General features: G+C 54.7%; 25 protein-coding genes. 12 read left to right on the forward strand and 13 right to left on the reverse strand.

The window, feature by feature from the left end:
* Nucleotides 1-50: 50 nt before the first annotated feature.
* Entirely contained in the window at nt 51-1,244 is a 1,194-nt protein-coding gene (locus P6287_RS10590; RefSeq protein WP_101764208.1) for a multidrug effflux MFS transporter, read from the forward strand.
* On the opposite strand, the gene dadX is transcribed toward P6287_RS10590, so the two are convergent.
* Both dadX and P6287_RS10600 read right to left on the reverse strand, forming a co-directional pair.
* A complete protein-coding gene (dadX, locus tag P6287_RS10595) occupies nt 1,237-2,307 on the reverse strand; it encodes a catabolic alanine racemase DadX (RefSeq protein WP_277973673.1) in 1,071 nt (356 codons plus the stop codon). The genes P6287_RS10590 and dadX overlap by 8 nt on opposite strands.
* Nucleotides 2,308-2,328: 21 nt before the next feature.
* Nucleotides 2,329-3,630 carry a D-amino acid dehydrogenase gene (locus P6287_RS10600; protein WP_101764206.1) on the reverse strand — a complete coding sequence of 434 codons (1,302 nt, stop codon included), beginning with the start codon at nt 3,628-3,630 and terminating at the stop codon, nt 2,329-2,331.
* A 493-nt stretch (nt 3,631-4,123) separates the two neighbouring features.
* Here P6287_RS10600 and P6287_RS10605 point away from each other — a divergent pair, with 493 nt between their 5' ends.
* Nucleotides 4,124-5,659 (forward strand): SpoVR family protein, encoded by a 1,536-nt coding sequence (locus P6287_RS10605; RefSeq protein WP_101764205.1) that lies wholly within the window; start codon nt 4,124-4,126, stop codon nt 5,657-5,659.
* A 37-nt stretch (nt 5,660-5,696) separates the two neighbouring features.
* Here P6287_RS10605 and fadR read toward each other — a convergent pair whose 3' ends face one another.
* Nucleotides 5,697-6,416: a fatty acid metabolism transcriptional regulator FadR gene (gene fadR / locus P6287_RS10610; RefSeq protein WP_008110376.1), complete on the reverse strand. Its 720-nt coding sequence runs from the start codon at nt 6,414-6,416 to the stop codon at nt 5,697-5,699.
* A 320-nt stretch (nt 6,417-6,736) separates the two neighbouring features.
* On the opposite strand from fadR, the gene dsbB reads away from it, so the two are divergent.
* Complete coding sequence (dsbB, locus tag P6287_RS10615) at nt 6,737-7,267, forward strand: disulfide bond formation protein DsbB (protein ID WP_101764203.1); 531 nt, start codon at nt 6,737-6,739, stop codon at nt 7,265-7,267.
* A 39-nt stretch (nt 7,268-7,306) separates the two neighbouring features.
* Here the strand turns inward: dsbB and P6287_RS10620 are convergent, their stop codons facing one another.
* The 3 genes from P6287_RS10620 to P6287_RS10630 all read right to left on the reverse strand — a co-directional run bounded on the left by P6287_RS10620 (nt 7,307) and on the right by P6287_RS10630 (nt 9,020).
* Nucleotides 7,307-7,753 (reverse strand): YcgN family cysteine cluster protein, encoded by a 447-nt coding sequence (locus P6287_RS10620; RefSeq protein WP_008110381.1) that lies wholly within the window; start codon nt 7,751-7,753, stop codon nt 7,307-7,309.
* A gap of 64 nt (nt 7,754-7,817) precedes the next feature.
* Nucleotides 7,818-8,477 carry a fumarylacetoacetate hydrolase family protein gene (locus P6287_RS10625; RefSeq protein ID WP_101764202.1) on the reverse strand — a complete coding sequence of 220 codons (660 nt, stop codon included), beginning with the start codon at nt 8,475-8,477 and terminating at the stop codon, nt 7,818-7,820.
* Between the two features lie 267 nt (nt 8,478-8,744).
* A complete protein-coding gene (locus P6287_RS10630; RefSeq protein WP_110866280.1) occupies nt 8,745-9,020 on the reverse strand; it encodes a YcgL domain-containing protein in 276 nt (91 codons plus the stop codon).
* Between the two features lie 153 nt (nt 9,021-9,173).
* Here P6287_RS10630 and minC point away from each other — a divergent pair, with 153 nt between their 5' ends.
* The 3 genes from minC to minE are packed head-to-tail and all read left to right on the forward strand — an operon-like array spanning nt 9,174 to nt 11,003.
* Nucleotides 9,174-9,884, forward strand: a complete 711-nt coding sequence (gene minC, locus P6287_RS10635) for a septum site-determining protein MinC (RefSeq protein WP_110866281.1) — start codon at nt 9,174-9,176, stop codon at nt 9,882-9,884.
* Between the two features lie 33 nt (nt 9,885-9,917).
* Nucleotides 9,918-10,730, forward strand: coding sequence for a septum site-determining protein MinD (gene minD / locus P6287_RS10640; protein WP_007889662.1), 813 nt, complete (start codon nt 9,918-9,920; stop codon nt 10,728-10,730).
* 3 nt (nt 10,731-10,733) lie between these two features.
* Nucleotides 10,734-11,003, forward strand: coding sequence for a cell division topological specificity factor MinE (minE, locus tag P6287_RS10645; protein ID WP_007889661.1), 270 nt, complete (start codon nt 10,734-10,736; stop codon nt 11,001-11,003).
* Nucleotides 11,004-11,058: 55 nt separating this feature from the next.
* Here the strand turns inward: minE and rnd are convergent, their stop codons facing one another.
* The 5 genes from rnd to P6287_RS10670 form a co-directional block, all read right to left on the reverse strand.
* The gene (gene rnd, locus P6287_RS10650) at nt 11,059-12,180 is read right to left on the reverse strand and encodes a ribonuclease D (RefSeq protein ID WP_192411700.1); all 1,122 of its coding nucleotides are present in this window, start codon (nt 12,178-12,180) and stop codon (nt 11,059-11,061) included.
* 98 nt (nt 12,181-12,278) lie between these two features.
* On the reverse strand, nt 12,279-13,955 hold the full coding sequence (gene fadD / locus P6287_RS10655; protein WP_277973674.1) for a long-chain-fatty-acid--CoA ligase FadD: 1,677 nt from the start codon (nt 13,953-13,955) through the stop codon (nt 12,279-12,281).
* 209 nt (nt 13,956-14,164) lie between these two features.
* Complete coding sequence (locus P6287_RS10660) at nt 14,165-14,758, reverse strand: Slp family lipoprotein (protein ID WP_101764197.1); 594 nt, start codon at nt 14,756-14,758, stop codon at nt 14,165-14,167.
* A gap of 60 nt (nt 14,759-14,818) precedes the next feature.
* On the reverse strand, nt 14,819-15,517 hold the full coding sequence (gene tsaB, locus P6287_RS10665; RefSeq protein WP_101764196.1) for a tRNA (adenosine(37)-N6)-threonylcarbamoyltransferase complex dimerization subunit type 1 TsaB: 699 nt from the start codon (nt 15,515-15,517) through the stop codon (nt 14,819-14,821).
* Between the two features lie 51 nt (nt 15,518-15,568).
* Entirely contained in the window at nt 15,569-17,479 is a 1,911-nt protein-coding gene (locus P6287_RS10670) for an ATP-dependent DNA helicase (protein WP_176970030.1), read from the reverse strand.
* A 124-nt stretch (nt 17,480-17,603) separates the two neighbouring features.
* Between P6287_RS10670 and P6287_RS10675 the strand changes: the two genes are divergently transcribed.
* Nucleotides 17,604-17,948: a RidA family protein gene (locus P6287_RS10675; RefSeq protein WP_061718729.1), complete on the forward strand. Its 345-nt coding sequence runs from the start codon at nt 17,604-17,606 to the stop codon at nt 17,946-17,948.
* Between the two features lie 14 nt (nt 17,949-17,962).
* On the opposite strand, the gene P6287_RS10680 is transcribed toward P6287_RS10675, so the two are convergent.
* The gene (locus P6287_RS10680) at nt 17,963-18,160 is read right to left on the reverse strand and encodes a YoaH family protein (RefSeq protein WP_008110398.1); all 198 of its coding nucleotides are present in this window, start codon (nt 18,158-18,160) and stop codon (nt 17,963-17,965) included.
* A 110-nt stretch (nt 18,161-18,270) separates the two neighbouring features.
* Between P6287_RS10680 and pabB the strand changes: the two genes are divergently transcribed.
* The 4 genes from pabB (at nt 18,271) to P6287_RS10700 (ending at nt 23,670) form a co-directional block, all read left to right on the forward strand.
* Entirely contained in the window at nt 18,271-19,629 is a 1,359-nt protein-coding gene (pabB, locus tag P6287_RS10685; RefSeq protein ID WP_277973675.1) for an aminodeoxychorismate synthase component 1, read from the forward strand.
* A 1-nt stretch (nt 19,630) separates the two neighbouring features.
* Nucleotides 19,631-20,200: a CoA pyrophosphatase gene (locus tag P6287_RS10690; protein WP_137385915.1), complete on the forward strand. Its 570-nt coding sequence runs from the start codon at nt 19,631-19,633 to the stop codon at nt 20,198-20,200.
* Between the two features lie 323 nt (nt 20,201-20,523).
* Nucleotides 20,524-21,888: an L-serine ammonia-lyase gene (locus tag P6287_RS10695; RefSeq protein ID WP_101764191.1), complete on the forward strand. Its 1,365-nt coding sequence runs from the start codon at nt 20,524-20,526 to the stop codon at nt 21,886-21,888.
* A gap of 219 nt (nt 21,889-22,107) precedes the next feature.
* Nucleotides 22,108-23,670 (forward strand): EAL domain-containing protein, encoded by a 1,563-nt coding sequence (locus P6287_RS10700; protein ID WP_192234061.1) that lies wholly within the window; start codon nt 22,108-22,110, stop codon nt 23,668-23,670.
* Between the two features lie 54 nt (nt 23,671-23,724).
* On the opposite strand, the gene P6287_RS10705 is transcribed toward P6287_RS10700, so the two are convergent.
* A complete protein-coding gene (locus P6287_RS10705) occupies nt 23,725-25,290 on the reverse strand; it encodes a TerC family protein (RefSeq protein ID WP_101764189.1) in 1,566 nt (521 codons plus the stop codon).
* 511 nt (nt 25,291-25,801) lie between these two features.
* Between P6287_RS10705 and manX the strand changes: the two genes are divergently transcribed.
* The gene (gene manX / locus P6287_RS10710) at nt 25,802-26,773 is read left to right on the forward strand and encodes a PTS mannose transporter subunit IIAB (RefSeq protein ID WP_222182319.1); all 972 of its coding nucleotides are present in this window, start codon (nt 25,802-25,804) and stop codon (nt 26,771-26,773) included.
* Nucleotides 26,774-26,786: the final 13 nt, after the last annotated feature.

Raw genomic sequence — 26,786 nt, forward strand, 5'->3', positions numbered from 1 at the left:
CCTAAGAGTCATTACCCTTCCGGATTGTTTAACAGGTCGTCCGGTTCGTAATGCAAAAATTCACCTTAATACTTCTTAGCCTGGTGCTGCTGGCGCCGCTTGGCATTGATCTTTACCTCCCGACATTGCCGCAAATCGCCGAAGGTCTTAACAGCCCGGTGAGCCTCATCCAAATCACGATTCCTCTGTTTTTATTGGTGATGGGCATTGGCCAATTGATTACCGGTCCGCTGGTGGATAATTTTGGTCGTAAGCCGCTCGCGTTAATTGGTCTTGCGCTTTACATCATTGGCAGCGCGATTGCCGCCACGAGCACGCTGTGGCCGGTGTTCTTTCTCGCCCGCATCATTCAGGGTTGCGCGGTGTGCTGCACGGCGGTGGTGGCCTTCAGCGGCGTGCGTGACCGTCTCAGTGGCGAGGATGCCGCACGCGCTTACGGCTTTCTCAATGGTGCGCTGAATATCGTTCCCGCGCTGGCGCCACTGCTGGGTGGGATCCTCGCCGAAGCCTACGGCTGGCGGATGCCGTTCTGGTTCCTGTGCGGCTATGCGGTGGTGATCGGCTTGATCGTCCTGCTGTGGCTGCCGGAAACGCGCCCGGCGGACACCCTACGCGTTAAAGGTTTACCGCTGGCGCAGTATGCTGCCATCGCCCGTGAACCGCGCTTTCTCGCCTTTGCCTTTGCCAATGCCGGCGCGCTGGGCATGGTGCTGACCTATGTGTCGCTGGCGCCACACGTGCTGATGACCGAAGGCGGCCTGACGCCGTTGCAATTCTCTTTCGCCTTTGGCGCCAACGGGTTTTGGATCATGCTGGTTAGCGCGTTCGTGAACAAAACCATTCGCAAAGCGGGACGCCCGTTCTGCCTGGCGATGGGTTTCGCCACGATGTTGATCGGCGCGATCCTGTTGATGATGGGCACCACGCTGTTACCGGCGGCGTGGCAAAACCATTGGGCGCTGTACATGATTCCCGTGGCGGTTTCCGTTGCCGGCCTGGCCTTCACGGTCGGTCCCGCCACCAGCTACGCGCTGGAGCCGTATCAGCAGCAAGCGGGCGTGGCCTCAGCACTGCAGGGATTTATTCAGATGGCGTGTGGTGCGGGCGGCAGCATGGCAATCGTGGCATTGCCCGTTGCTGAGAAGTCGTCACTGGCATTGATGATGCTGCTGGGTGCAGCGCTGGCACTGACCGCCTGGCGCTGCAGTAAGAAAATGCACGGTCGCGTGACCGCGCTTAAATAACCTCAACCGGAACGCGTGGCGCGAGCGCGCACATCAGCTCGTAGCCCACCGTTCCGGCGGCTTTTGCCACCTCATCGATCTTCACCTGATTGCCCCACAGCTCCACCTTTGAACCGATGCCGGCCTGCGGGCAAGGTTCTAAATCGATCATCATCATGTCCATGGAGATGGCGCCCAGCGTTTGCGTGCGTATGCCATCCACGCTGACTGGCGTGCCGGTGGGCGCATGACGTGGATAGCCATCGGCGTAACCACAGGCGACGATGCCGATACGCTGGGCGCCGCTGGCGTGATAGCGATAACCGTAACCCACGCCGTCACCGGCATTCAGCTGCTGCACGCCAATGATTTCGCTGGTGAGCGTCATCACCGGCTGCAATCCGGTGCTGGCGATATCCTGCCAGTCGCCGCTCGGTGACGCGCCATAGAGAATAATGCCGGGACGCACCCAGTCAAAATGCGCTTCAGGATGCCACAGCGTAGCCGCAGAGTTAGACAGAGAACGCGGACAATTGAGCCCTTCCGCCGCCAGTTCGACGCGCTTCATCGGCTCAACGACTCCTTGCGGATTCTCCGCATTAGCGAAGTGCGCCATCAACGTCATTGCACCGACGTTCGGCAGAGCGTGCAGTTTTTGCCACGCCGCATGAGCCTGCTCAGGACGGAAACCAAGCCGGTTCATACCGCTGTTGATTTTGAGGTACACATCCACCGGTGCCGACAGCTGCGCTTTTGCCAGCGCCTGAATCTGCCAGTTGCTGTGCACGCTGGTGGTGAGGCGGTAACGATCGATTAGCGCTAAATCCTCGGCATGAAAGAAACCTTCCAGCAGCAGGATCGGTTTTTTCCAGCCCTGCTCACGCAGCAGGATCGCCTCTTCCATATTCAGCAGCGCGAAACCATCGGTTTCCGCCAGGCTTTGCCACACGCGAGCCACACCGTGACCATACGCATTCGCTTTTACCACCGACCAGACGCGTGATTGCGGGGCCGCCCGGCGAACAACGGCCAGATTATGACGCAGTGCCTGTTGATTGATGGTGGCACCGGTTGGACGTGACATGCTTTTACTCTCCCTGAGGTCTCAGCGCGCCGCGCTGGCGTTACGCAGTGGCGAAGAATGTGGCTCAAAACCTGGCAGGTAGCGCAGCACTGACAAATCATCTGCGGCAATCGCCGGTTTCTGACCGGAAATTAAATCAGCCAGAAGCTGACCGGAACCACAAGCCATCGTCCATCCCAGCGTACCGTGACCAGTATTGAGATAGAGATTGGAGAGCGGCGTGCGCCCGACAATCGGCGTACCGTCTGGCGTCATTGGACGCAGTCCGGTCCAGAACGTGGCCTGTTCGACAAATCCGCCTTCAGGATAGAGATCGCGGACCACCATCTCCAGCGTTTCACGTCGTGCTGGCAACAGTTTGGTGTTAAAACCAACAATTTCTGCCATACCGCCCACGCGAATGCGATCGTCAAAGCGCGTCACCGCCACTTTGTAAGTTTCATCGAGGATGGTGGAAACCGGTGCGGCGTCGGCATTCTTGATTGGAATCGTCAGCGAATAGCCTTTCAACGGGTAAACCGGGATGGCGAGAATGTCTTTCAGCAGCGCGGTTGAATAGGAACCGAATGCCACCACGTAAGCATCGGCTTTGATCACTTCATCGCCACACTTCACGCCATAAATGCGATTGCCCTCACGCAACAACTGATCAACCGAGGTGTTGTAGCGGAAGGTTACGCCCGCCGCCGCTGCCATCGCAGCCAGACGTTGGGTGAACAGTTGGCAGTCGCCGGTTTCGTCGTTAGGGAGACGCAAACCGCCGGTGAGTTTATGCGCCGTGGCCGCCAGCGCAGGTTCGACATTTTTGAGCTGATGCGCTTCCAGCAACTCATAGGGCACGCCCGCATCGCGAAGCACGGCGATATCTTTGCTGGCACTTTCGAACTGTTGCTGAGTGCGGAACAGCTGCAGCGTGCCGCCCTGCCGACCTTCATAGGCAATGCCGGTGCTGGCGCGCAGCGTTTTCAGGCAGTCGCGGCTGTACTCCGCGATGCGCACCATGCGGCTTTTATTCTCTTGATAGTGCTGCATGTCGCAGTTTCGCAGCATATTCCACATCCATTCCAGCTGGAATTTGCTGCCATCGAGACGTACCGCCAGCGGCGCGTGACGCTGGAACATCCATTTAACCGCTTTCAGCGGAACGCCCGGCGCCGCCCAGGGCGCAGCATAGCCCGGTGAAATCTGTCCCGCATTACCAGCGCTGGTTTCCAGCGCGGCGGCAGGTTGACGATCGATAACCGTGACCTCATGTCCGGCCTGCGCCAGATACCATGCGCTCGCTACCCCAACCACACCACTACCAAGAATCACTACGCGCATAAGCCCCTCGTCGCAGCAAAAGAATAATTAACTATTAACCCAGCCCAACACAGCATAACCCGACCGCTATTGAAATCTTACATTCGACCGACTTATTTCACATGTTTTTTACCTGACTGCACACTGAAATCATGCAACAGCGGCAAAATCAGGATTTTTTATGCCTTAAATCCCTTAATCAGCCATTTATTATGCGGAAGGGAGCGGTTTTGACTTTTTTCAGGAGAAAGCGCCGCAGTCATACAATCCACTTATAAACAGAGCATTATTCTGCTAAATGAATAATAGCCAACATTTGCCATCAGTATTGGCTTAACTAACGCTTTTTGAATGATTTTCTGCCAAAAGAATTCGATTGAGATTCAGTTTCGGATAGGCGACAGTGGACTATCATTGAAGTGTTCGCTCAGTTTTTTGGGCCATCTTTACTCAGGATGAGGCCTTAAACGATCGTGACAGGTAACTCCTGCCGCTTGCAAAACAGAGGTGCGCTATGACGACAATCTTTGACGAGCCAACCCGCAACAGTAAACGACTCAGTGATGGTCCCGACTGGACCTTCGAACTGCTGGATGATTATCTGGCGGAAATTGACCGCGTAGCCAAAAGTTACGGACTGGAAACCTATCCGCACCAAATTGAAGTGATCACCTCCGAGCAGATGATGGATGCCTACTCCAGCGTGGGGATGCCGATCAACTATGCGCACTGGTCGTTTGGCAAGAAATTCATCGAAACGGAACAGCGCTACAAGCATGGTCAGCAAGGCCTGGCGTATGAGATCGTCATCAACTCCAATCCGTGTATCGCCTATTTGATGGAAGAGAACACCATGACCATGCAGGCGCTGGTAATGGCGCACGCCTGTTACGGTCACAACTCTTTCTTTAAAAATAACTATCTGTTCCGCAGCTGGACCGATGCCAGTTCGATTGTGGATTACCTGCTGTTTGCGCGAAATTACATTACCGACTGCGAAGAGCGCTATGGCGTGGAGGAAGTTGAGCGGCTGCTCGATTCCTGCCATGCGTTGATGAACTACGGTGTGGATCGCTATAAGCGTCCGCAGAAAATTTCGCTGCAGGAAGAGAAGGCGCGCCAGCAGAGCCGCGAAGAGTATTTGCAGAGTCAGGTGAATACGCTGTGGCGCACCCTGCCGCGTAAAGAGAAAGAGTCGGTGCACGTTGAGGCATCGCGCTACCCTTCTGAACCGCAGGAAAACCTGCTCTATTTCATGGAAAAAAATGCGCCGCTGCTGGAATCCTGGCAACGTGAAGTGCTGCGCATTGTGCGCAAAGTTAGCCAGTATTTTTATCCGCAGAAACAGACGCAGGTGATGAACGAAGGCTGGGCCACTTTCTGGCACTACACCATCCTTAATCATCTGTATGACGAAGGCAAAGTGTCGGAACGCTTTATGATGGAGTTCCTGCACAGCCATACCAACGTGGTGTATCAGCCACCGTATAACAGCCAGTGGTATAACGGCATCAACCCATATGCGCTGGGCTTCGCGATGTTCCAGGACATCAAACGCATCTGTCAGACACCGACCGAAGAAGATCGCTACTGGTTCCCGGACATTGCCGGTTCCGATTGGCTGAAAACCCTTCATTTCGCCATGCGTGAATTCAAGGACGAAAGCTTTATCAGCCAGTTCTTGTCACCAAAAGTGATGCGTGATTTCCGCTTGTTCACGGTGATGGATGATGACCGCAACAATTTCCTCGAAATTGCGGCGATCCATGATGAAGCGGGTTACCGCGCCATTCGTCAGCAGCTGTCGGCGCAGTACAATCTGAGCAATCTGGAACCTAACATTCAGGTCTATAACGTGGATTTGCGTGGCGATCGCTCACTGACGCTGCGTTATGTGCCGCAACAGCGTGCGCCGCTCGATAAAAGCCGCAAAGAAGTGTTGAAGCATGTGCACCGTTTGTGGGGCTTTGATGTGATTCTGGAACAGCAGAATGAAGACGGCAGCGTCGAGTTGCTGGATCGTTCGCCCACGCGCGGCCCAACGTTGTAAGGCAAAAAAACCGGACTGTCGAAGTCCGGTTTTTCTTTTATCGCTTGCTGGCTAAATCGTCCGGCATGCTTTTCTGCATCTTGTGCCAAATCTCACCGCTGCGGCGTCCGTATTCACGCACGCTATCGACAATCTGCTCCTGCGAAGGATTAGCCACGCACAGGTCAGCCAGCTGGCGATAGAAGTTACGCGCCAGTTCACGCGCTTCCAGACTGGAGAAGTAGTGACGACCCACGCGGGTATACAACCCTTTCAGGCCATTCAAAATCAGACCATAAATCGGGTTACCTGATGCAAACGCCAGGCCGCGGAACACGCGATAATCCAGCTCAGTATAGGCTTCGGCTTTGTCTTCCTCGATCAGCGCATTTTCCAGCACTTCGCGCGCTTTCTCTGGATGATGACGCAGCGCACGGCTGATAAAAATCGAAGAGATGTTAGTCCGCACCGACAGCAGATTATCAATCAACTGGGGGACGCTATCGTGATCGAGTCGGGCCAGGGTTTCGAGGATGTTTAAACCGGAGGTTTCCCAAAAATCGTTAACGCGCGTCGGTTTACCATGTTGAATGGTCAACCAGCCATCGCGCGCCAGACGCTGCAAGACTTCACGCAACGTGGTGCGGGTCACGCCAATCAGTTCAGAAAGCTCACGTTCGGCAGGTAGAATGGATCCCGGCGGAAAACGACTGTTCCAGATGCTTTCAATAATATACTCTTCCGCAAATCCCGCGGGGCTCTGCGCCTTAATCACCATAGCATTTATTTCTCGTTGCTTTCTTTATCGTAATGCGACTCATCATACCAGAGCGGCTATAGCGGAAATAGCCTGCCAACCGATTAAAAGCGCGCGCTGGCGCAAAATTCAGCCGTGAATTCAGATGAAACAACGCAGGCAAGCACACGTTTGCGCTGCGCCCGTGGCTTGCACTTATCGGATGAAGCGCATGGCCGGATCTTTTTTGGCCTCAACGCGACTTAAGTCATTTTTGTACATGATTTTTTCCCTTTACCTGGCTGGCACGGTTGCGCTTTTGGTTTACACTGCGAAACATTAACGGTTACAGGAAAAGCAATATGTTGCGATATTTGAATCAATGCTCGCGTGGACGCGGTGCCTGGCTTCTGCTGGCCCTAACGGCGCTAGCGTTTGAATTGACGGCGTTGTATTTTCAGCATGTCATGGGGCTGCAACCCTGCGTAATGTGTATTTATGAGCGTTGCGCGCTGTTTGGCGTGATGGGCGCGGGCATCGTGGGTGCGATTGCACCGAAAACCCCGCTGCGCTGGGCGGCGATCCTCATCTGGATTTATAGCGCGATTGAAGGCACTCGTCTCTCTTACGATCACACCATGATTCAGCTGCATCCCAATCCGTTTGTCACCTGCGACTTTGCCGCACGTTTCCCAGCCTGGTTGCCACTGGATAAATGGTTGCCCTCGGTGTTTGTGGCCAGCGGTGACTGCGCCGAGCGCGGCTGGACTTTCCTGACCTGGAGCATGCCGCAGTGGATGATCGTGATATTCGGCGCTTATCTGCTGGTGGCGCTGCTGGTGTTGATTGCACAACCGTTCAAACCGAAACGCCGCGATCTGTTCGGACGTTAAACACAAAAAAACAGGCAGCCCTGGCTGCCTGTTTTATGTTTAACCGTTGCGATCCGGTCGATCGATTATATGCTCTTCCCAATCCCGCACTTCACTCTCACGCACCGCAATAAAACGCACTGAAATGCGCTGCGCATGCATCGCCTTTTTAGAACCGGCGATCAGCGGATGCCAGGCCGGCAAGGTTTTCCCTTCCCCTAACACGCGATAGGCGCAGGTACGCGGCAGCCATTCAAAACTGGTGAGGTTTTCACGCGTCAACTTGATGCAATTCTCTTCTAACTCAAAACGATGCTCGTAGTTACGGCATTGGCAGGTTTTGATATTCAGCTGATTGCAGGCCACATTAGTGAAGTAGATTTCGTCGGTATCCGCATCCTGCAACTTATTCAAGCAACATTGGCCGCAGCCGTCGCACAGGGATTCCCACTCTGCGTCGTTCATTTGGTCAAGGCGTTTAGTCTGCCAGAAAGGTTGTTCAGTCATGATGGCGGTCCGGGTTAGCAAAGAGACCGCACCTTATAAAGGTTCAGGTGCGGTGATGCAAGTTTTACAGAACGCGCGTCGAAATACCGTGACCCGCCAGCGATACTTCCAGCTTGTCGCCAGAACGCATCGGGCCAACGCCTTCAGGCGTACCGGTCAGCACCACATCGCCCGCGCGCAGGGTGAAATACTGGCTCATATAGGCAATCAGCGGCAGAATTTTGTGGATCATATCGGCGGTCGTCCCGTGCTGACGCACTTCGCCGTTAACCATCAGCTTCAGTTCGGTGTTCTGGGGATCGCCGCTGAACTCGGCAACCGGAATAAAACCTGACAGCGGACACGAGTTATCGAAACCTTTGGATTTTTCCCACGGTTGGCCCGCTTTCTTCAACCCGGCCTGCACGTCACGTAAGGTCAAATCCAGCGCGACGCCATAACCGGCAATCGCCTTCGCCACATGCTCTTCGCTCGCCTGCTTCAGCGTCGAGCCAATCAACACCGCCAGCTCCACTTCATGATGCACTTCACCAAAATTTGCCGGGATTGACAGCGGCTGGCGCAGATCGCACACCGCGGTTTCCGGTTTGATAAACACTACCGGTTCGGTTGGCGTGGCACTTCCCATTTCCTTTATGTGCTTTGCATAGTTGCTGCCGACGCAAACCACTTTGCTGACCGGATAATCCAACAGAGCGCCCTGCCAGTTACGATGCTGATACATGCTATTCCCCTGCTTTGGTTGTGTTTGCCGCCAGTGCATCTGGCGATGAAGTCTGGCTCAGAGCCGGAATGCGGCACGCTGAGGTGGAATATATTAGCGGGTTTATGGCGGCAGGCGTGGCGGAAATTGTCAAAAGTCATTAATCGTATACAACAAAATCAGCTAAACGCCGGGATAATTGCCCGCAATAAAGGGTTAAAGCGGGCAGTTAATTAACGCAAATAGCACTGATTATTTCTACAGGATATATTTACAGAGGAATCTGAATTAATCTTTTTTACCCTGATCGAGATGAATGTTGAGCAGACTTTCAACCGGCGGTGGAATTTGCAAATAAAAGCCGTGGTCGCTTAAACCTTGCTTAACTTTATTGATATCCGCGTTAGCCAGCTTGTCACGCTTATCCAGTGACAGCACCATGGCCAGCTGGGGTTTGCCGAAGCCACGCAGCAGTTCTTCCGGCACCCGTGAGAAATCGTCTTTTTTTTCAACATACAGATAAGTCTGTTCACGTTGCGGGCTTCTGTAGATCACACAAAACATATTTTTTACTCGAATTAACCGATGGCGTCACTTGCCTGGATATAGCAGTAACTATAACATGCTTGCAGAACTTCGAATATTGACCGTTTGATGTTATTGCCGATTTTATCGGCGTACATTTAAGGGTCGTAAAACAGGACTGAGTCAGCACAGATGTCGCAAACGCCAATCGAATTCAAGGGAAGCAGTTTTACCCTGTCAGTCGTTCATCTGCATCATTCGCAACCCGAGGTGATTCGTCAGGCGCTACAGGACAAAATCGATCAGGCACCGGCCTTTTTGCTGAATGCGCCGGTGGTGCTAAATGTATCAGCGTTAACCGGCGACATTAACTGGAAACAAATGCAACAAGCGGTGATGGCGACCGGTCTGCGTATCGTGGGTGTCAGCGGATGCAAAGATGAAGCCCTGAAAAAAATGATTGCCCGCGCGGGCTTGCCGGTGCTCTCTGAAGGTAAAGAGAGCCGCAAACAAGTCGCGGCGCCGGTCGCTGAAGCCGCGCCAGTTGTTCCGGCGGTGGTGGCGGATGCCGCCAGTAAAACCCGCATCATTAATACGCCGGTGCGTTCGGGCCAGCAAATTTATGCGCGCAATGCCGATCTCATCGTCACCAGTAGCGTCAGCGCCGGGGCCGAACTGGTCGCCGACGGTAACATCCATATTTACGGCATGATGCGCGGTCGCGCGTTAGCCGGCGTCGGCGGACAACGCGACAGCCAGATTTTTTGCACCAACCTCGCCGCAGAGTTGGTCTCTATTGCCGGGGAATATTGGATGATCGATCAAATCCCGGCGGAATTCTTTGGTAAAGCGGCGCGCCTCAGCCTGATAGAGGGCGCGCTTACCATTCAGACACTTAATTAAGCCCCTTTTCTTTCGTTAAGGAAATCAACATTTATGGCACGCATTATTGTAGTTACATCGGGTAAAGGGGGCGTTGGCAAGACCACGTCAAGCGCGGCCATCGCTACCGGGTTAGCGCAGAAAGGCAAAAAAACCGTCGTCATCGATTTCGATATCGGTCTGCGTAACCTGGATTTGATCATGGGCTGTGAACGCCGCGTGGTATATGACTTTGTAAACGTCATTCAGGGCGATGCAACGCTGAATCAAGCGCTAATTCGTGACAAGCGCACAGAGCAACTCTACATTCTGCCGGCTTCACAGACGCGCGATAAAGATGCACTGACGCGTGAAGGCGTTGAAAAAGTGCTGAACGATCTGGCGGCGATGGAGTTCGACTTTATCGTCTGTGACTCACCAGCAGGTATCGAAACCGGCGCGCTGATGGCATTGTACTTCGCCGATGAAGCCATCATCACCACCAACCCGGAAGTCTCTTCAGTACGTGACTCCGACCGTATTCTCGGCATCATCTCTTCGAAATCCCGTCGTGCAGAGAACAGCCAGGATCCGGTGAAAGAGCATCTGCTGCTGACCCGTTACAATCCTGGCCGCGTAACCCGTGGCGATATGCTGAGCATGGAAGATGTGCTGGAAATTCTGCGCATTCCTCTGGTTGGCGTCATCCCGGAAGATCAATCTGTCCTGCGCGCCTCTAACCAGGGTGAGCCGGTGATCCTTGACGCAAACGCTGACGCCGGTAAAGCCTATGCTGATACCGTAGATCGCCTGCTTGGCGAAGAACGCCCCTTCCGCTTTATCGAAGAAGAGAAGAAGGGTTTCCTTAAACGCCTGTTCGGGGGATAACCAATGGCATTACTTGATTTCTTTTTATCCCGTAAGAAGAACACAGCCAATATAGCCAAGGAAAGGCTGCAGATTATCGTAGCCGAACGCAGAAGGGGCGACAGTGAGCCCCACTATCTGCCGCAGCTGAAGCGCGATATTTTGGAAGTGATCTGTAAATACGTAAAAATTGACCCGGATATGGTGACCGTTCAGCTGGATCAGAAAGGGGATGATATCTCGATCCTCGAGCTCAACGTGACACTGCCGGAGCCGGAAGACGTTCCTAAATGATTAAAGCGGTTTCCTGATTTTCCCCTGCGGTGTTGCGCAGGGGAAAATGCTCGCATTAAAGTGCCTGCAGAATCTCGCTGATACCCGCTTTCAGCAAGTCGCCCCGCCAGCCTGTCTGTAACTCAGGTGTGCGCGACGCGTTTTTCAATCCCCAATGCACGCTCAGCACCTGATTAATCTGCCGACGTGATGCCAGCAGTTCCTGGCTGAAACCACTCTCTTCACTCACCTGTTGCACCAGCGCTTTAATGGCTTTGAACGCCTGTTTGTAGTGCGGATGATCGATCAGATTGGGCAGCGGCTGTGGCAAAGTCGCTTCATCCTGCGCCTGCGCTTCAGCCACCAGCGCCACCATCGCTTTACCGTGGAAGCGGATTTCGTGGCCGTTCAGCCCTAAATGATCCAGCTCGCCAAGGCTGCCCGGCATAAAGCGCGCCACTTTCCACAGATTCTCTTCGCGCACCACGAAGTTCACCGCCATATCTTTCTGACGCGCGAGGTTTAAACGCCACGCGGCCAGGCGCTGCAACGCCGCCAGCTGACGCGGACGCAGTTGCCACGCATTGGTGATGTCGCGCCAGGCTTCTTCCGGTTGCAGCACATCCAGGCGGCGCTGGCACAGCATATTGCATTCGCTTAACGCCGCCGCCATGTTGCCGGCTTCTTCAGTTTGCGCCACCAGCTGATGGGCAATCGGCAGCAGATAGGCGACATCGGCAGCGGCATATTCACATTGACGTTCGGTTAACGGACGCGCCAGCCAATCGGTACGCGATTCACTTTTATCCAGCTCGATCTGGTTGAAATGCATCACCATTGAGGCAAAGCCCCACGACAGCGCCTGGCCGGTAAACGCCGCCAGAATTTGCGTATCAATCATTGGGTCGGGCAGGCATTTAAAGCGATGCAGGAACACTTCCAGATCTTCGCCACCGGCGTGCAGGAATTTGGTGACCTGCTTGTCCTGCAATAGCGCCACAAACGGCGTCCAGTCACTGATATTAAGCGGATCGATCAGGATCAGCTGGTCGCCATCAAACAGCTGAATCAGGCCGAGCTGCGGATAGTAGGTGCGGGTGCGCACGAATTCAGTATCCAGCGCCACGGCGGCGTGCTGGCGTGCTTTCTCGCACACGGCGGCCAGTTGGTCATTTTGGTCGATCAGGGTGTAATTCACGTTGTCTTTCTCGCTGCGGCAAACTACGCGCAGCGCTCCATGTTAAAAGCAATAAAAACGCCGGACTGTGCCGGCGTTAACCTGAGGAGAATGGCGCGTTACTGCCCTTCTCGCTTCGCCTCATCACGCAATTCGCGACGCAAAATTTTGCCCACGTTGGTCTTCGGCAACTCGTCACGAAACTCGATAATCTTCGGCACTTTGTAGCCGGTGAGCTGGCGACGGCAATGATCCAGCACTTCTTCTTTCGTCAGTGACGGATCTTTCTTCACGATGCACACTTTTACCGCTTCGCCCGACAGATCGCTGGGAACGCCAATCGCCGCGGCTTCACGCACTTTCTCATGCTGCATCAGCACATCTTCGATCTCGTTAGGATACACGTTAAAGCCTGACACCAGAATCATGTCTTTCTTACGATCGACGATGCGAATAAAGCCTTCGCTATCAACGGTAACAATATCACCAGTATGCAGCCAGCCATTTTTCAGCACTTCATCGGTAGCGTCGGCGCGCTGCCAGTAGCCGGTCATCACCTGCGGACCGCGAATACACAGCTCGCCCGGTTCACCTGGCGCCACATCCTTGTCTTCATCATCGACGATGCGCACATCGGTGGAAGGCACCGGCAAACCGATGCTGCCGGTATGACAGGTAATGTCATACGGATTCACTGACACCAGCGGCGAACACTCGGTCAGGCCGTAACCTTCCAGCAGATAGTGTCCGGTGAGTTTTTCCCAGCGCTCGGCAACCGCTTTTTGCACCGCCATGCCGCCGCCGGCTGACAGGCGCAGCGTAGAGAAATCGAGCTTATTGAAATTGGCATCATTCAGCAGCGCATTGAACAAGGTGTTCACGCCGGTAATGGCGGTAAACGGGAACTTGCTGAGCTCTTTAACAAAGCCGGGAATATCGCGCGGATTAGTGATCAGCAGGTTGGTGCCGCCAAGGTCAAGGAACAACAGCCCGTTCACCGTCAGCGCGAAGATGTGATAGAGCGGCAGCGCGGTCACCACTTGCTCTTTGCCCGGACGCAGCAGCTTGCCGTAAGTAGCTTTAGTCTGTTGCAGATTAGCCTGCATATTGCGGTGCGTCAGCATCGCGCCTTTGGCCACGCCGGTGGTACCGCCGGTGTATTGCAGGAAAGCGAGATCGTCGTTGGTCACGGTCGGGCGTTGATAGGTCATCTGTTCGCCCTGCGACAAGGCGCTGCGGAACGGGACCGCACCCGGCAGATGGTATTTTGGCACCAGCTTTTTAACGTATTTGACGACGAAGTTCACCAGCGTGGCTTTCACCGGCGCCAGCTGATCGCCCATACGCGTTAACATCACATGTTTGATCGGCGTTTCGGCCACCACTTTTTCCAGCGTGTGGGCAAAGTTCGAGACGATCACTATGGCGCTGGCACCGCTATCAACAAGCTGATGCTTGAGTTCACGCGGCGTATAGAGCGGATTGACGTTGACCACCACCATGCCAGCGCGCAGTACGCCAAACAGCGCGACGGGATATTGCAGCAGATTGGGCATCATTAGCGCCACGCGATCGCCCTGCTTTAAGCCCAAACCTTGCTGCAGCCAGGCGGCAAAGGCGCGGCTTTGCTTTTCCAGCTGCCGATAGGTCATCGGCTGGCCCATATTGATGAAAGCCACCTGATCGGCGTATTGCTCTGTTGCGTGCTCGAAAAGATCGACCAGAGAAGCGTAACGATCCGCATTAATTTCCGCAGGAACATCTGCCGGATAGCGTTTGAGCCAAACCTTATTCAAAGAATCACCCCGATAATCCTGTTGCGTAGCCATCGCCGCCTCGACAATCAATGTTGTTAACAATATTTTAACTGATTGTACCAGTTTGCCTGTTTCGGCATTTTCAGGTTGCGAAGCGCATCACTAAATTTCGCGCATCGGTTGCGCGCCCAATAAAAAGGCCCGTTCGCACGCACCGCGACCGGGCCGTAAATAACACCATTAATAGCTTATTCGGTGAGGATAGTTTGTACCTGCGCCGGTTGGCCGAGGTTCATACCCCAATACGGATTGGGTCCCCAATATCCCGGACGATGGCGCGTTGGGCCATACCAGATGTAGGGATCAATCGGCTGCGGCGGCGTCATCACCTGTTGCGTCAGATGCCAGCGCTGATAGCCGCGCACATCGATCACCACAAAGTTGTAGCTGGCCTTACCAATATCGCCTTTCTCGGTGCCTTTGATGTTGCCCAGCACCGTGATGTATTGGTTATTCAAATCGACCGGATCGACAAAGCCGCGGATGTCAGCAAAGATGCGGCCAACCGAAGCTGCGCCTAAACGCGGACGCGCGCTCTCATCCAGCGGCTGGGTCGCAATTTCCACGCGCGTTAAGCCGTTGAGATTGGTGACCTTCACCACTTTCCCGCCGAAGCGTGATTCCTGACCGACAAACAGTTGCGGCGCGTTCATCACGCGCAGTAAATCTTGCTGTGGAAGCTCAGAACTTCCTTTAATTGAATCTGGCACCGAAACACAGCCGCTGAGCAGCATTGCGCAGGCTAACAGAGCGCCAGACATCCCTTTACGACTTATTGGCATAGCACTTCTCCTGTTATTTCTCTGATTAGACTGAGCACGCGAAGATAAGTTGCGCGCGGCTTAGCGTCCCGGCAACTTTTTCCATGCCACTTCATTGCGCAGATAAACCGGCTCGGCATTCTCCACCGCAACTGCTTCATCACGCTGCCAGGCGCTGAGCGCCAGCGGCAGCATATCTTCTGCTGCGGGTAACAATACCTCTGAGGCGATAAGCTGCGCGCCTGGCGAGGTGAGCAGATGCGGATAGGCTTGCCAGCCGGTGCCAACAGCCGTCCATTCGCCACCTAATGCGGCAATACGTTGCTGCGCCACGTCGGGTTTGATCACCGCTTCGGTTTCCGCGCCCTGCCATTCACCGTTTTCGTCGCGCTGATATTCAGCCCAATAGAGTTCGCCCATGCGCGCGTCGATTGCGGCCAGCACGCGCGTCGCGCCGGTCAAACGCCACGCGCCCTGCGCCATGGTCGCTAACGAGGAGACGCCAATCATCGGCAGATTCGCGCCAAGCGCCAGCCCTTGAGCAATGCCAATGCCGATACGCACACCGGTAAAACTGCCCGGTCCACGGCCAAACGCCAGCACGTCAAGCGCGGTCAGCTCCAGCTGCTGCGCCTGCAACAGCTCCTGCACCAGCGGCAGAATACGTTGGGTATGATCGCGCGGGGCGATTTCAAAGCGGGCATCAATCTGCTGCAGATTTTGCAGCGCGGCAGAACAGGCTTCTGTCGCCGTGTCCAGGGCTAAAATTCGGGCGGACATAACAACCTCAGAGAGTCAAAATGGCGCGCATCTTATCACAGCCTGGCACAATTAGTGATCCACTGGCTGACGGACAAATTCGATGGCACGCGCAATATCGCGGGTGCGCGGCGTGGGTGGCAAACTGTTCAGGAACAGGCCGCCGTAGGGGCGAGAAACCAGGCGCTGATCGCAAATCACCAGTACCCCGCGATCTTCGGTATCACGAATCAAACGCCCCACGCCCTGTTTCAGGGTGATTACCGCATCGGGCAGTTGCACATCATTGAAGGGATCGCCGCCGCGCAGGCGGCAATCTTCCATGCGGGCTTTGAGCAGCGGATCTTCCGGCGAGGTAAATGGCAGCTTGTCGATGATCACCAGCGACAGCGCATCGCCGCGTACATCGACACCTTCCCAGAAGCTGCTGGTGGCGACCAACAGCGCGTTACCGGCTTCCAGGAACTGCTTTAGCAGCTGTCCTTTACTGGTTTCACCTTGCAGCAATACCGGCAACGTCATGGAAGCACGAAACTCAATGGCTAACTCGCGCATCATCTTGTGCGAGGTGCAGAGGAAGAAGCAGCGGCCTTTGTTGGCATCAATCAGCGGCTTCATCATGCGCGCCAGCTGGCGCGCGCCGCCGGGATGATTGGGTTCCGGCATGTTGCGTGGCACACACAGCAGCGCTTGCTGGGTGTAATCGAACGGGCTGTCGAGGATCATCGTAGTAGCGTTATCCACCCCGAGGCGGCTGGAGAAATGGCTCATCTGCTCATTCACCGCCAGCGTGGCTGACGTGAAAATCCACGCAGCTTTGCGGTTATCCATCACTTCCCGGAAGCGTTCCGCCACCGACAGCGGCGTCAGCGCCAGCGTGAAATGGCGGCTATTGCACTCATACCAATAGCTGAAGCCGGGCTCGTCAATGGCGCGCAGCCGTTTCAGGCGCGTGCGATACAACGCCGCGCGCTCAAAGGCGGCGTCCAGCAGCGCGGAGCGCCCCAGCGACAGTTTGATCACGTCGTAACAGAGTTCGAGCGCATCATCCAGCAAGGTAAACATGCGCATGATGTTGTTATCGCTCAGCAGATCGCGCAGATTGCCGCGAAAACCCGGTTCGCCGAGCGTCAAACGAAAATCCTGCGCGCACTGCGCCAGACGATCGGCAGATTTCTGTAGCTGCTGCACATCCCGCACTTCGGTGCGATAGGCGATGATGATGTCTTTGGCGAGGTCCTGCAGTTGACGGCTCGACAGCTGCTGACCGAAATACTGGCTGGCGATATCGGGGAGCTGATGCGCTTCATCGAAGATCATCACATCGGCCTCCGGAATCAGTTCGCCAAAGCCGCCCTCTTTCACCACCAGATCGGCAAGAAACAGATGATGGTTCACCACCACCACATCGGCGTCCATGGCTTTTTTGCGCGCTTTGACCACGAAGCAATCTTTATACAGCGGGCAATCGCTGCCGAGGCAGTTATCGTTGGTGCTGGTGACAAACGGCCAGATCGGGCTGTCTTCGGCCACGCCGTTGCAGTTGCTGACGTCGCCATCGGTGGTTTCTGACGACCAGCCGCGCACGCTGATCAAATCGCCTAGCGCCTGAACGCTGAGATCGCCGCCGGTTTGATTCTGCTGCTCAAGACGTTCGAGGCATAAATAGTTGGAGCGCCCTTTCAGCAGCGCAGTTTTGCCGCTGAACTTCAGGGCACGCGCGATGGTAGGCAGATCGCGATTATAGAGCTGATCCTGCAACGCTTTGGATCCGGTGGAAACAATGACTTTTTTCTTTGCCCGCAATGCCGGCGCCAGATAGGCATAGGTTTTACCGGTTCCGGTGCCCGCTTCTACTACCAGCTCGCCGCCTGTTTTCACCGCCTCGGTTACCGCTTTGGCCATTTGGCGCTGTGCTTCACGCGGTTTAAAGCCCGGAATTGCCTGCGCCAGTGCGCCATCAGCTGCAAAATCGTCTGCCACACTTCCTCACATCAAAAATTAAAACCACTGTAATTATGTCAGGATTCCCGGCGGGCAACCACAACAGATGACATGCGCCCCTGGGATATGGCAGGCTAGCGCAGCAAAATTAAAGGAGAACAGCATGACCATTACGCGTATTGATCCAGAGCACCGTATGTCGGAAGCCGTGGTGCATAACCAAACCGTCTATTACACCAGCGTACCGGAAAACCTGGATGAAGATGCGGAAGCGCAAACCGCCAATGCGTTGGCGGTGATTGACGCCATTCTGACGCGCGTGGGATCGGATAAGAGCAAGATCCTCGACGCCACCATTTTTCTGGTGGAGAAAAGCGATTTTCCGGCGATGAATCGCGCCTGGGATGCGTGGGTTTCGCCAGGCAATGCGCCGGTGCGTTGCACCGTGCAGGCCGGTTTGATGAACCCGAAGTATAAAGTCGAAATTAAAATCATCGCCGCGCTGTAAAATACGTTCGGGCGTTATTCGTTGTCGTCTTCTTCATCCTCGTCGTCTTCGAACATCGCCCGAATGGCTTCACCTTTATAGGTTTGACGAATCTCCTGCGCCACCTGCGCAATCGCCTGTCCGCTCGACATACCGCCCGCCATTAATTCCTGGATGCGTTCAACCGCTTGCTGCTGTTGCTCATGGGATAACGCTGGAAGACCTGTAAACATAATTCACTCCTGGTGCATGGGGGACGCATTATTACCACGTGGAACAAACGGGTGCCAGCAACAAAAAAATATGTCAGGCTAGCGACCTGCTTGCTGAAGTGATTTGTCCCATGATGGTAAAAAGCCTCGTTCTGAAGTATACGCCCGAAACGCTGTTAGACCTTTTTGCTCCGCTAGCCCACCAACGCTGGGCGATGTTGCTGACCTCCGGCCAGGCCGATCATGCGGATAATCGCTTTGATATCCTCACCGCCGATCCGCGCGCGACGCTGACCACACGCGGTGCCAGCACCGAAATTATCTGCGGTGATGACGTCATTCACTCCGCCGCCGATCCGCTGCTGCTGGTGCAACAGCAATGTGCCGCGCTGGGCTTCACGCCGGCTTTTGATGCCGGATTACCGTTTCAGGGCGGCGCCCTCGGCCTGTTCGGTTACGATTTAGGACGACGCTTTGAAAACCTGCCGCAGCGCGCGCTGCAGGATCTCACCACGCCGGATATGGCGGTGGGCATTTATGACTGGGCGCTGATCGCCGATCACCATCTGCAAAAACTGACGCTGGTTTCGCTCACCGATGCCGGGCAGCGCTGGCACTGGCTGCAAGCACAAACCGCGCCGCCCGCCGAGCCTTTCGCCTTGACCAGCGAGTGGCAATCCAACCTCAGTTATGACCAGTATGCGCAGCGGTTCCACGCGGTGCAGGCCTATATTCAAGCCGGTGATTGTTATCAGGTGAATCTGGCACAGCGTTTTCAGGCGGGCTATCGCGGTGATGAGTGGCAGGCCTTTTTGCGTCTGACGCAGGCGAATCGCGCGCCGTTCAGCGCCTTCCTGCGTTTGCCGGATAGCGTGCTGCTGAGTTTATCGCCAGAGCGCTTCCTCGCTTTACAGCAGCAGGAGATTGAAACACGTCCGATTAAAGGCACTTTGCCGCGTCTTGCTGATGCCGAGGCCGACCGTTTGCAGGCAGAGAAGCTCGCCAACTCGCAGAAAGATCGCGCTGAGAACCTGATGATTGTCGATCTGCTGCGCAATGATATTGGCCGCGTGGCCGTGCCCGGCAGCGTCAGCGTACCGGAACTGTTCGTGGTTGAACCTTTCCCGGCGGTGCATCATCTGGTCAGCACTGTACGTGCACGTTTGCCTGAGACGCTGAGCGCAACCGATCTGCTGCGTGCTTGCTTCCCCGGTGGTTCCATCACCGGCGCACCGAAGATCCGCGCGATGGAGATCATCGAAGAGTTAGAGCCGCATCGCCGCAATGCGTGGTGTGGCAGCATCGGCTACATCAGCCTGTGTGGCCGTATGGATACCAGCATCACCATTCGCACGCTGATTGCGGAAAACCATCAGCTTTACTGCGCCGCCGGTGGCGGATTAGTGGCAGACAGCGACCTTGATGCCGAATATCAGGAAACCTTCCATAAGGTGAACCGTATTTTGCCCAGCCTGCGTGATGGGACCTGAAATGAATTTAACCCTTGAGCAGTTCCTCAGCCGCTTTGTCCTGCAACCGCCGCTGCATGCGCCGAAAAGTGCCATCAGCGGACGCCGTGCGGCGGTACTGGTGCCGGTGATCGACGGCGCAGAACCTGGCTTGCTGCTCACGCGTCGCTCATCACACCTGCGTAAACACGCCGGGCAAGTCGCCTTTCCCGGCGGCATGCAGGATGCCACTGATACCTCGCTGATCCACACCGCACTGCGTGAAGCGCAGGAAGAAGTGGGAATCCAGCCGGAACAGGTGCAGATCATCGGCGTTCTGCCGCCGGTGACCAGCAGCACCGGTTTCGCTGTGACGCCGGTAGTGGGCATTATTCCGGCTGATTTTGCTTTGCAGCTCAATCCGGACGAAGTGGAAAGCGCCTTTGCCATGCCGCTGGCGGAAGCATTGCGTTTGAGCCGCTACAGCGATCTCACCTTGCGCCGTGGTCATCGCCAACATCAGGTTTGGTTATCCTGGTATGAGGATTATTTTATCTGGGGCATGACCGCCGGGATTATTCGTGCGCTCGGTCAACAAATCGCCCTGCCGTAAATCACCTAATGCTTGCCAGTTAAAATATCTTTTTGCTTTAGATCTGGTGCGGGCTCTGGCAAAGGTGCCCTTTTCAGCAGCACACACTGAAGCTTCGGAGCAGGCCGTGGCCACTTTTGGGCAGGCAATCCGCAGCGATGAACGTTAGCCTTTCGCCGGGAAAACCGATCCGCTTCACAACTGTACAAACGGATAACTATTTCTGGGGTTTATAATTAGTTTATTTCATGCGAAAAGCTGCTCGTTATACGGCATGGGCGATTACTATTAGCCGCATAAACGGCTTATGCCGTGCAGAATAAGATTTGTGAGGAGTATCACCGGTGATTAGTGTTTTTGACATGTTTAAAGTGGGCATCGGCCCATCCAGTTCACATACCGTCGGCCCGATGAAAGCGGGCAAGCAGTTTGTTGATCTGCTGGCCGAACAAGGCAAACTGCAGGACGTGACGCGCGTGGCGGTTGACGTCTATGGTTCGCTGTCGCTCACGGGCAAAGGTCACCACACTGATATCGCGATTATCATGGGCCTGGCGGGCTTCGAACCGGCCACCGTCGATATCGATGGCATTCCCGCGTTCATCAAAGATGTGGAGCAGCGCGAACGCTTGCTGTTAGCCAACGGCGCGCGCGAAGTGGATTTCCCGCGTGAAGGCGGCATGGTGTTCCGCAGCGAAAACCTGTCGCTGCATGAAAACGGCATGACGGTATTTGCCTTCGCGGGCGATCTGCTGATTCTGAGTAAAACCTACTACTCCATCGGCGGCGGTTTCATCGTCGATGAAGAGCATTTCGGCCAACCGGTGTTGAACGAAGTTTCCGTGCCGTGGCCTTTCCACTCTGCTAAAGAGCTGCTCAGCCACTGTCGGGAGAGTGGGCTGTCGCTGTCCGGTTTGGTAATGAAAAACGAACTGGCGCTGCATACTCGCGACGAGATTTACGCCTATTTTGGCAACGTGTGGCAAACCATGCAGGCCTGTATCGATCGAGGTCTGAATACCGAAGGCGTGCTGCCGGGTCCGTTGCGCGTACCTCGTCGTGCGGCTTCACTGCGCCGTTTACTGGTGTCATCCTCAAAGCACTCGAAAGATCCGATGGATGTGATCGACTGGGTGAATATGTTTGCGCTGGCAGTGAATGAAGAGAACGCGGCCGGCGGTCGTGTGGTGACGGCGCCTACTAACGGTGCCTGCGGCATCGTGCCAGCGGTGCTGGCCTATTACGATCACTTTATCGAACCCGTTACGCCCGATATCTTCATCCGGTACTTCCTCTCTTCTGGTGCGATTGGCGTGCTGTATAAAATGAACGCCTCTATTTCGGGTGCCGAAGTGGGTTGTCAGGGCGAGGTAGGCGTGGCGTGTTCCATGGCAGCCGCCGGTCTGGCGGAACTGCTGGGCGGCAGCCCGGAACAGGTGTGCGTGGCGGCGGAAATCGGCATGGAACACAATCTGGGATTAACCTGCGATCCAGTCGCCGGCCAGGTTCAGGTGCCGTGCATTGAGCGTAACGCCATCGCTTCCGTAAAAGCCATTAACTCCGCGCGCATGGCGCTGCGCCGTACCAGCGAACCACGCGTGTCGCTGGATAAAGTGATTGAGACCATGTACGAAACCGGTAAGGACATGAACGCTAAATACCGTGAAACCTCTCGCGGCGGATTAGCGATAAAGGTCCAGTGCGATTAACGCTTCGCTGGTGATTTAAACAACAGTTGGCTATTTTTATTCATCTGTAGCTACCTCCAACTGAGTAAAACAGATACATTGATTTCGAGCGCGGCCCTTTGTGGCCGCGCTTTTTTTAGTGCCGTATTTTTTATTCAGCCGCGCTAAACCTGGCCGCCTCAATGCCGATAACCTACACGTTAATTTGGCTTCAATCTTTGTTTTGCAAGGTGGTTACTGATGCTCATTCCCCAGCAATTTGTGGGTCAATTTCGCCGTAAGCGACTGCTTATTGCGTTAGTGATCGCCTCGCTGGTTCTGGTCCTGACGCTAACTTTTCGTTATATCGAAGAGAAATCGCGCATTGAGCAGCAGTCGCTGAATTTCGCCACCCGCGCGATTGAACGCTTTGATCGTATGTTCTCGCCGCTGGATGTTTCCGCCAACAACACACTCGGTCTGGTTGGCGTACCTTGTGCGCAAGTGCGTTATCCGCTGATTGAGAAAATTGCCGCGCTGCAAACCGTGCGCACCGTGCTGCTGGTTAAGGACGACGCGCTCTACTGCTCCAGCATTTTCGGCCCGCAAAACCTCTCCTTCAGCCAAACCTATCCTGAATTAGCTATCAATAATCAGCGTATGATGTTGGCCACGGACAGTGATCTGTTGAAAGGATCGCCGGTGCTGCTGCTGTGGACGCCAAAATCGCTGGATAATCGCGAAGGTCTGCTGCAAGTCATTAATATTGAATTGATGACCAATTATCTGCTGGAGCCGCAGTTGCCGTGGGTTGAGCGCGCCATTTTCAACGTGGGTGGTCAGAGCCTTGAATACGGTAATCCGCTGATTGAACAAACTGAACCGTCTGAAGATGAAGTGGCGTACGATCAGGCATCACTGCGCTATCCGTTTAGCATCACCTTGTACGGCCCTTCTCCCGCCCGGCTGGCGCTTAACACGCTACCTTCACAGCTGCCGCTGGCGCTCATGCTCAGCCTGCTGATGGGGTACATCGTCTGGCTGGCGACCGCCAATCGCATGAGCCTCAGTTGGCAGATCAGTTATGGCATCACCGCTAACGAATTTATGGTTTATTGCCAGCCGCTGATTAACGCCAAAAGCGGCGAGTGTGACGGCATGGAGCTGCTGCTGCGCTGGCATAACCAGCGTCAGGGCTGGATTGCGCCGGACGTGTTTATTCCGTTGGCCGAGCGGCAAAACCTGATCGCGCCGTTGACCCGCTTCGTGCTGGCGAAAGTCGTGGCTGAGCTGCCCAATCTGCCGCAATGTCCGTCGTTCCACATTGCGATTAACGTTGCCGCCAGCCATTTTCGCGATCGCGCCATTGTGGAAGATCTGCAAAATATCTGGTGGCCGGCCAATCCCATGCCAAAACTGGTGGTTGAGCTGACGGAGCGTGACGCTTTGCCCATCATCGATCAATCGGTGGTGTCGCAACTGCATGAAATTGGTGTGCGTCTGGCGATTGATGATTTCGGCACCGGCCACAGTTCGCTGGCTTATCTGAAAGACCTCCAACCGGATGTGCTTAAAATCGACAAGATTTTCACCGCCGCCATTGGCACCGATGCGATTAACGCGACCGTTACCGATATGGTGATCTCGCTGGCGCAGCGCCTGAATATTTCACTGGTGGCGGAAGGTGTGGAAACTGCCGAGCAGGCACACTATCTGCGTGAGCGCGGCGTCGACCATCTGCAAGGCTATTTCTACGCGCGCCCGATGCCGATTGAGGATTTCCCGCAATGGCTGGAGCAGCATCAGGCGCAGCTAAGCGCATAAAAAAACGGCCACTCCTTTTGGCGTGGCCGTTATTGCTTACTTCAGTCCGATGACTTACCCAGCGTGTTCTTCGTGATCGAATGGCTTATCTTTGGTGACGCGCACCAGATCGATACGGTAATCGGTCGCCTCAATCACCTGGAAGTGCAGCGGCGGCAAATCAATCACTTCGCCGGGCAGCGGCAACTGGCCTTTCTGTGCAATCAACAAACCGGCTAGCGAGGCGTGATCTTCATCGGCTTTCACCAACTCGTGATGATCCAGCAGCTGTTGCAGCGAGTGTAAATCGGTCCCGCCCTTCACTAACCAACCGTCGCCATCGGCAATGATGTCTGGTGTTTCGTCTTCATCCGGGAACTCACCGGCAATCGCTTCCAGCACGTCCAGCGGCGTGATTAAGCCCTGCACCACACCAAATTCGTTGGTGACAATTACGAAGCTACCTTTAGCACGGCGCAACACGCCCAGCAGATTGATTGGGTCCAGGGTTTCCGGAACCACAATCGCCGGCGTGTTAGCAGCAAAGGTTGCCACATCCATGCCGTGTTCCAGCGCCACCAGAAGCTCTTTGGCACGCACCACGCCGATGATTTCATCCAGCTCACCGCGACATACCGGGAACAAGCTGTGTGGCGTATCCAGCAGCTGAATACGAATTTCATCCAGTGGACGCGAAACATCCACCCACGAAATGTTACCGCGCGGCGTCATGATGCTACGGATTGAACGCTGAGATAACGTCAATACGCCGTTGATCATGTAGCGCTCTTCGTCCTTAAACGCTTCCTGCGGCATCGCTTCGGTCAATGAGGTTTCTTCAGTTGTCGTCGCTTGCTTACGCTGGCGTCCGCCCATCAAACGCAGAATCGCTTCGGCGGTGCGTTCACGCATCGGGCGATGTTCCTGATGCTTGATAAAGTTACGGCGCGCAATCTGGTTAAACAGCTCGATGATGATCGAGAAGCCGATCGCAGCGTACAGGTAACCTTTGGGAATGTGGAAACCAAAGCCTTCGGCCACCAGCGACAAACCAATCATCAGCAGGAAGCTCAGACACAGCACCACCACCGTTGGGTGTTCATTCACAAAACGCGTCAGCGGTTTCGAGGCCAGCAGCATGACGCCCATGGCGATCACCACGGCGGTCATCATCACCGGCAGATGGTTCACCATACCGACCGCAGTAATTACCGCGTCGAGTGAGAACACCGCATCCAGCACCACAATCTGAATCACCACCGCCCAGAAACTGGCGTAGCTTTTATTGCCCTGATGTTCGAGCCCGCGGTTCTCAAGCCGCTCATGCAGTTCCATGGTTCCCTTGAATAACAGGAACAAACCACCAAACAACAGAATTAAATCTCGTCCGGAAAAGCTGAAATCGCCTACGCTGAATAGGGGCCTCGTCAGCGTCACGATCCAGGAGATCAGCGACAGCAAGCCAAGACGCATCACCAGGGCGAGCGACAATCCGATTAGACGGGCTTTATCGCGCTGCTTCGGCGGCAATTTGTCCGCGAGGATGGCGATAAACACCAGGTTATCAATGCCGAGAACAATTTCCAGCACGATCAGCGTGAGCAAACCCGCCCAAATTGAGGGGTCGAAGAGAAATTCCATCAATGACTCCTTACCGGACGTAAAGGCGCACGAAGTTGAGTCTGCACCAGAGGGCGAGACGAGAGATCGTTACAGGCGGTGATAACGCTGAAGAGCGTGGAAGCGGGCGCGGAAAAGCGCTGAGAACATGTTGAGCGACGTCGGTGACGGTCCATAAAGGTGAGCTGAAGCCCGGTACTCCTGAATAAAAAACAGAACGCTAATGTATCAGTTACATCAACGACGTCAAAAAAATTTATTACATTTACAAATATCTACGTTAACGCAGGAATATCGAACAAAAGTGCACATTAGCGCCGTTACGCGCGAAATAGCTGACAAACATCACATAATTTATTTTTTCGATCACTAAAATAAATCGCGACCTTATCGCTGTGCAGCGGATTGTTGCGTTTTATTTATTGATGCTTTTTCTCTATCACATCATCAACGATCCACCTGAAACACTAACGGTAATATTCAATGATTCCCGGCAATGCCAGAGAATCTCTCACGCGAACGGAGGTAGCAAGTGACCATTGCTATTGTAATTGGTACACATGGCTGGGCGGCAGAACAGTTGCTTAAAACAGCAGAGATGCTGTTGGGTGAGCAGGAAAATGTCGGATGGATTGATTTCGTTCCCGGCGAAAATGCAGAAACGCTAATCGAAAAGTATCAGGCACGGCTGGCCGATCTCGACACGTCAAAGGGCGTGTTGTTCCTGGTCGATACCTGGGGTGGCAGTCCATTTAATGCGGCCAGCCGCATTGTGGTGGATAAGGATGGCTATGATGTCATCGCTGGCGTCAACATCCCGATGCTGGTGGAAACCTTGATGGGACGTGATGACAACCCATCGCTGGAAGAACTGATTCACATCGCGGTAGAGGCCGGTCGTGAAGGCGTTAAAGCCCTCAAAACTGAAACGCCAGCGCAAGCCGCAGCTGCGCCTGCTCCGGTTGCAGCGAAAGCGCCTGCTCAGCCGCAAAAACCAATGGCTGCAGGCGATCACATGAAAATCGGACTGGCGCGTATTGATGACCGCTTGATTCACGGGCAAGTGGCCACGCGCTGGACCAAAGAGACCAACGTTACCCGCATCATCGTGGTGTCTGATGAAGTGGCGAACGATCATGTGCGCAAAACGCTGCTGACGCAGGTGGCACCGCCAGGCGTTACCGCGCACGTGGTGGATATCGATAAGATGGTTCGCGTGTGGAACAACCCGAAATATGGCAATGACAAGGTGATGCTGCTGTTCACCAATCCCACCGATGTGGTGAGGATTGTCGAGCAAGGCGTGGACATTAAGTCGGTCAATATTGGCGGCATGGCGTTCCGTCAGGGCAAAACGCAGGTGAACAACGCGGTATCGGTGGATGAAAAAGATATCACGGCGTTCCGCAAACTTAATGAGCGCGGTATCGAACTGGAAGTACGTAAAGTGTCCAGCGATCAGCGACTGAAAATGATGGACCTGATCGCCAAGGTCAATCCGTAGTTCGCCCTTTGCC

The organism is Pantoea sp. X85, from assembly GCF_029623675.1.
GTDB classification, from domain to species: domain Bacteria; phylum Pseudomonadota; class Gammaproteobacteria; order Enterobacterales; family Enterobacteriaceae; genus Pantoea; species Pantoea leporis.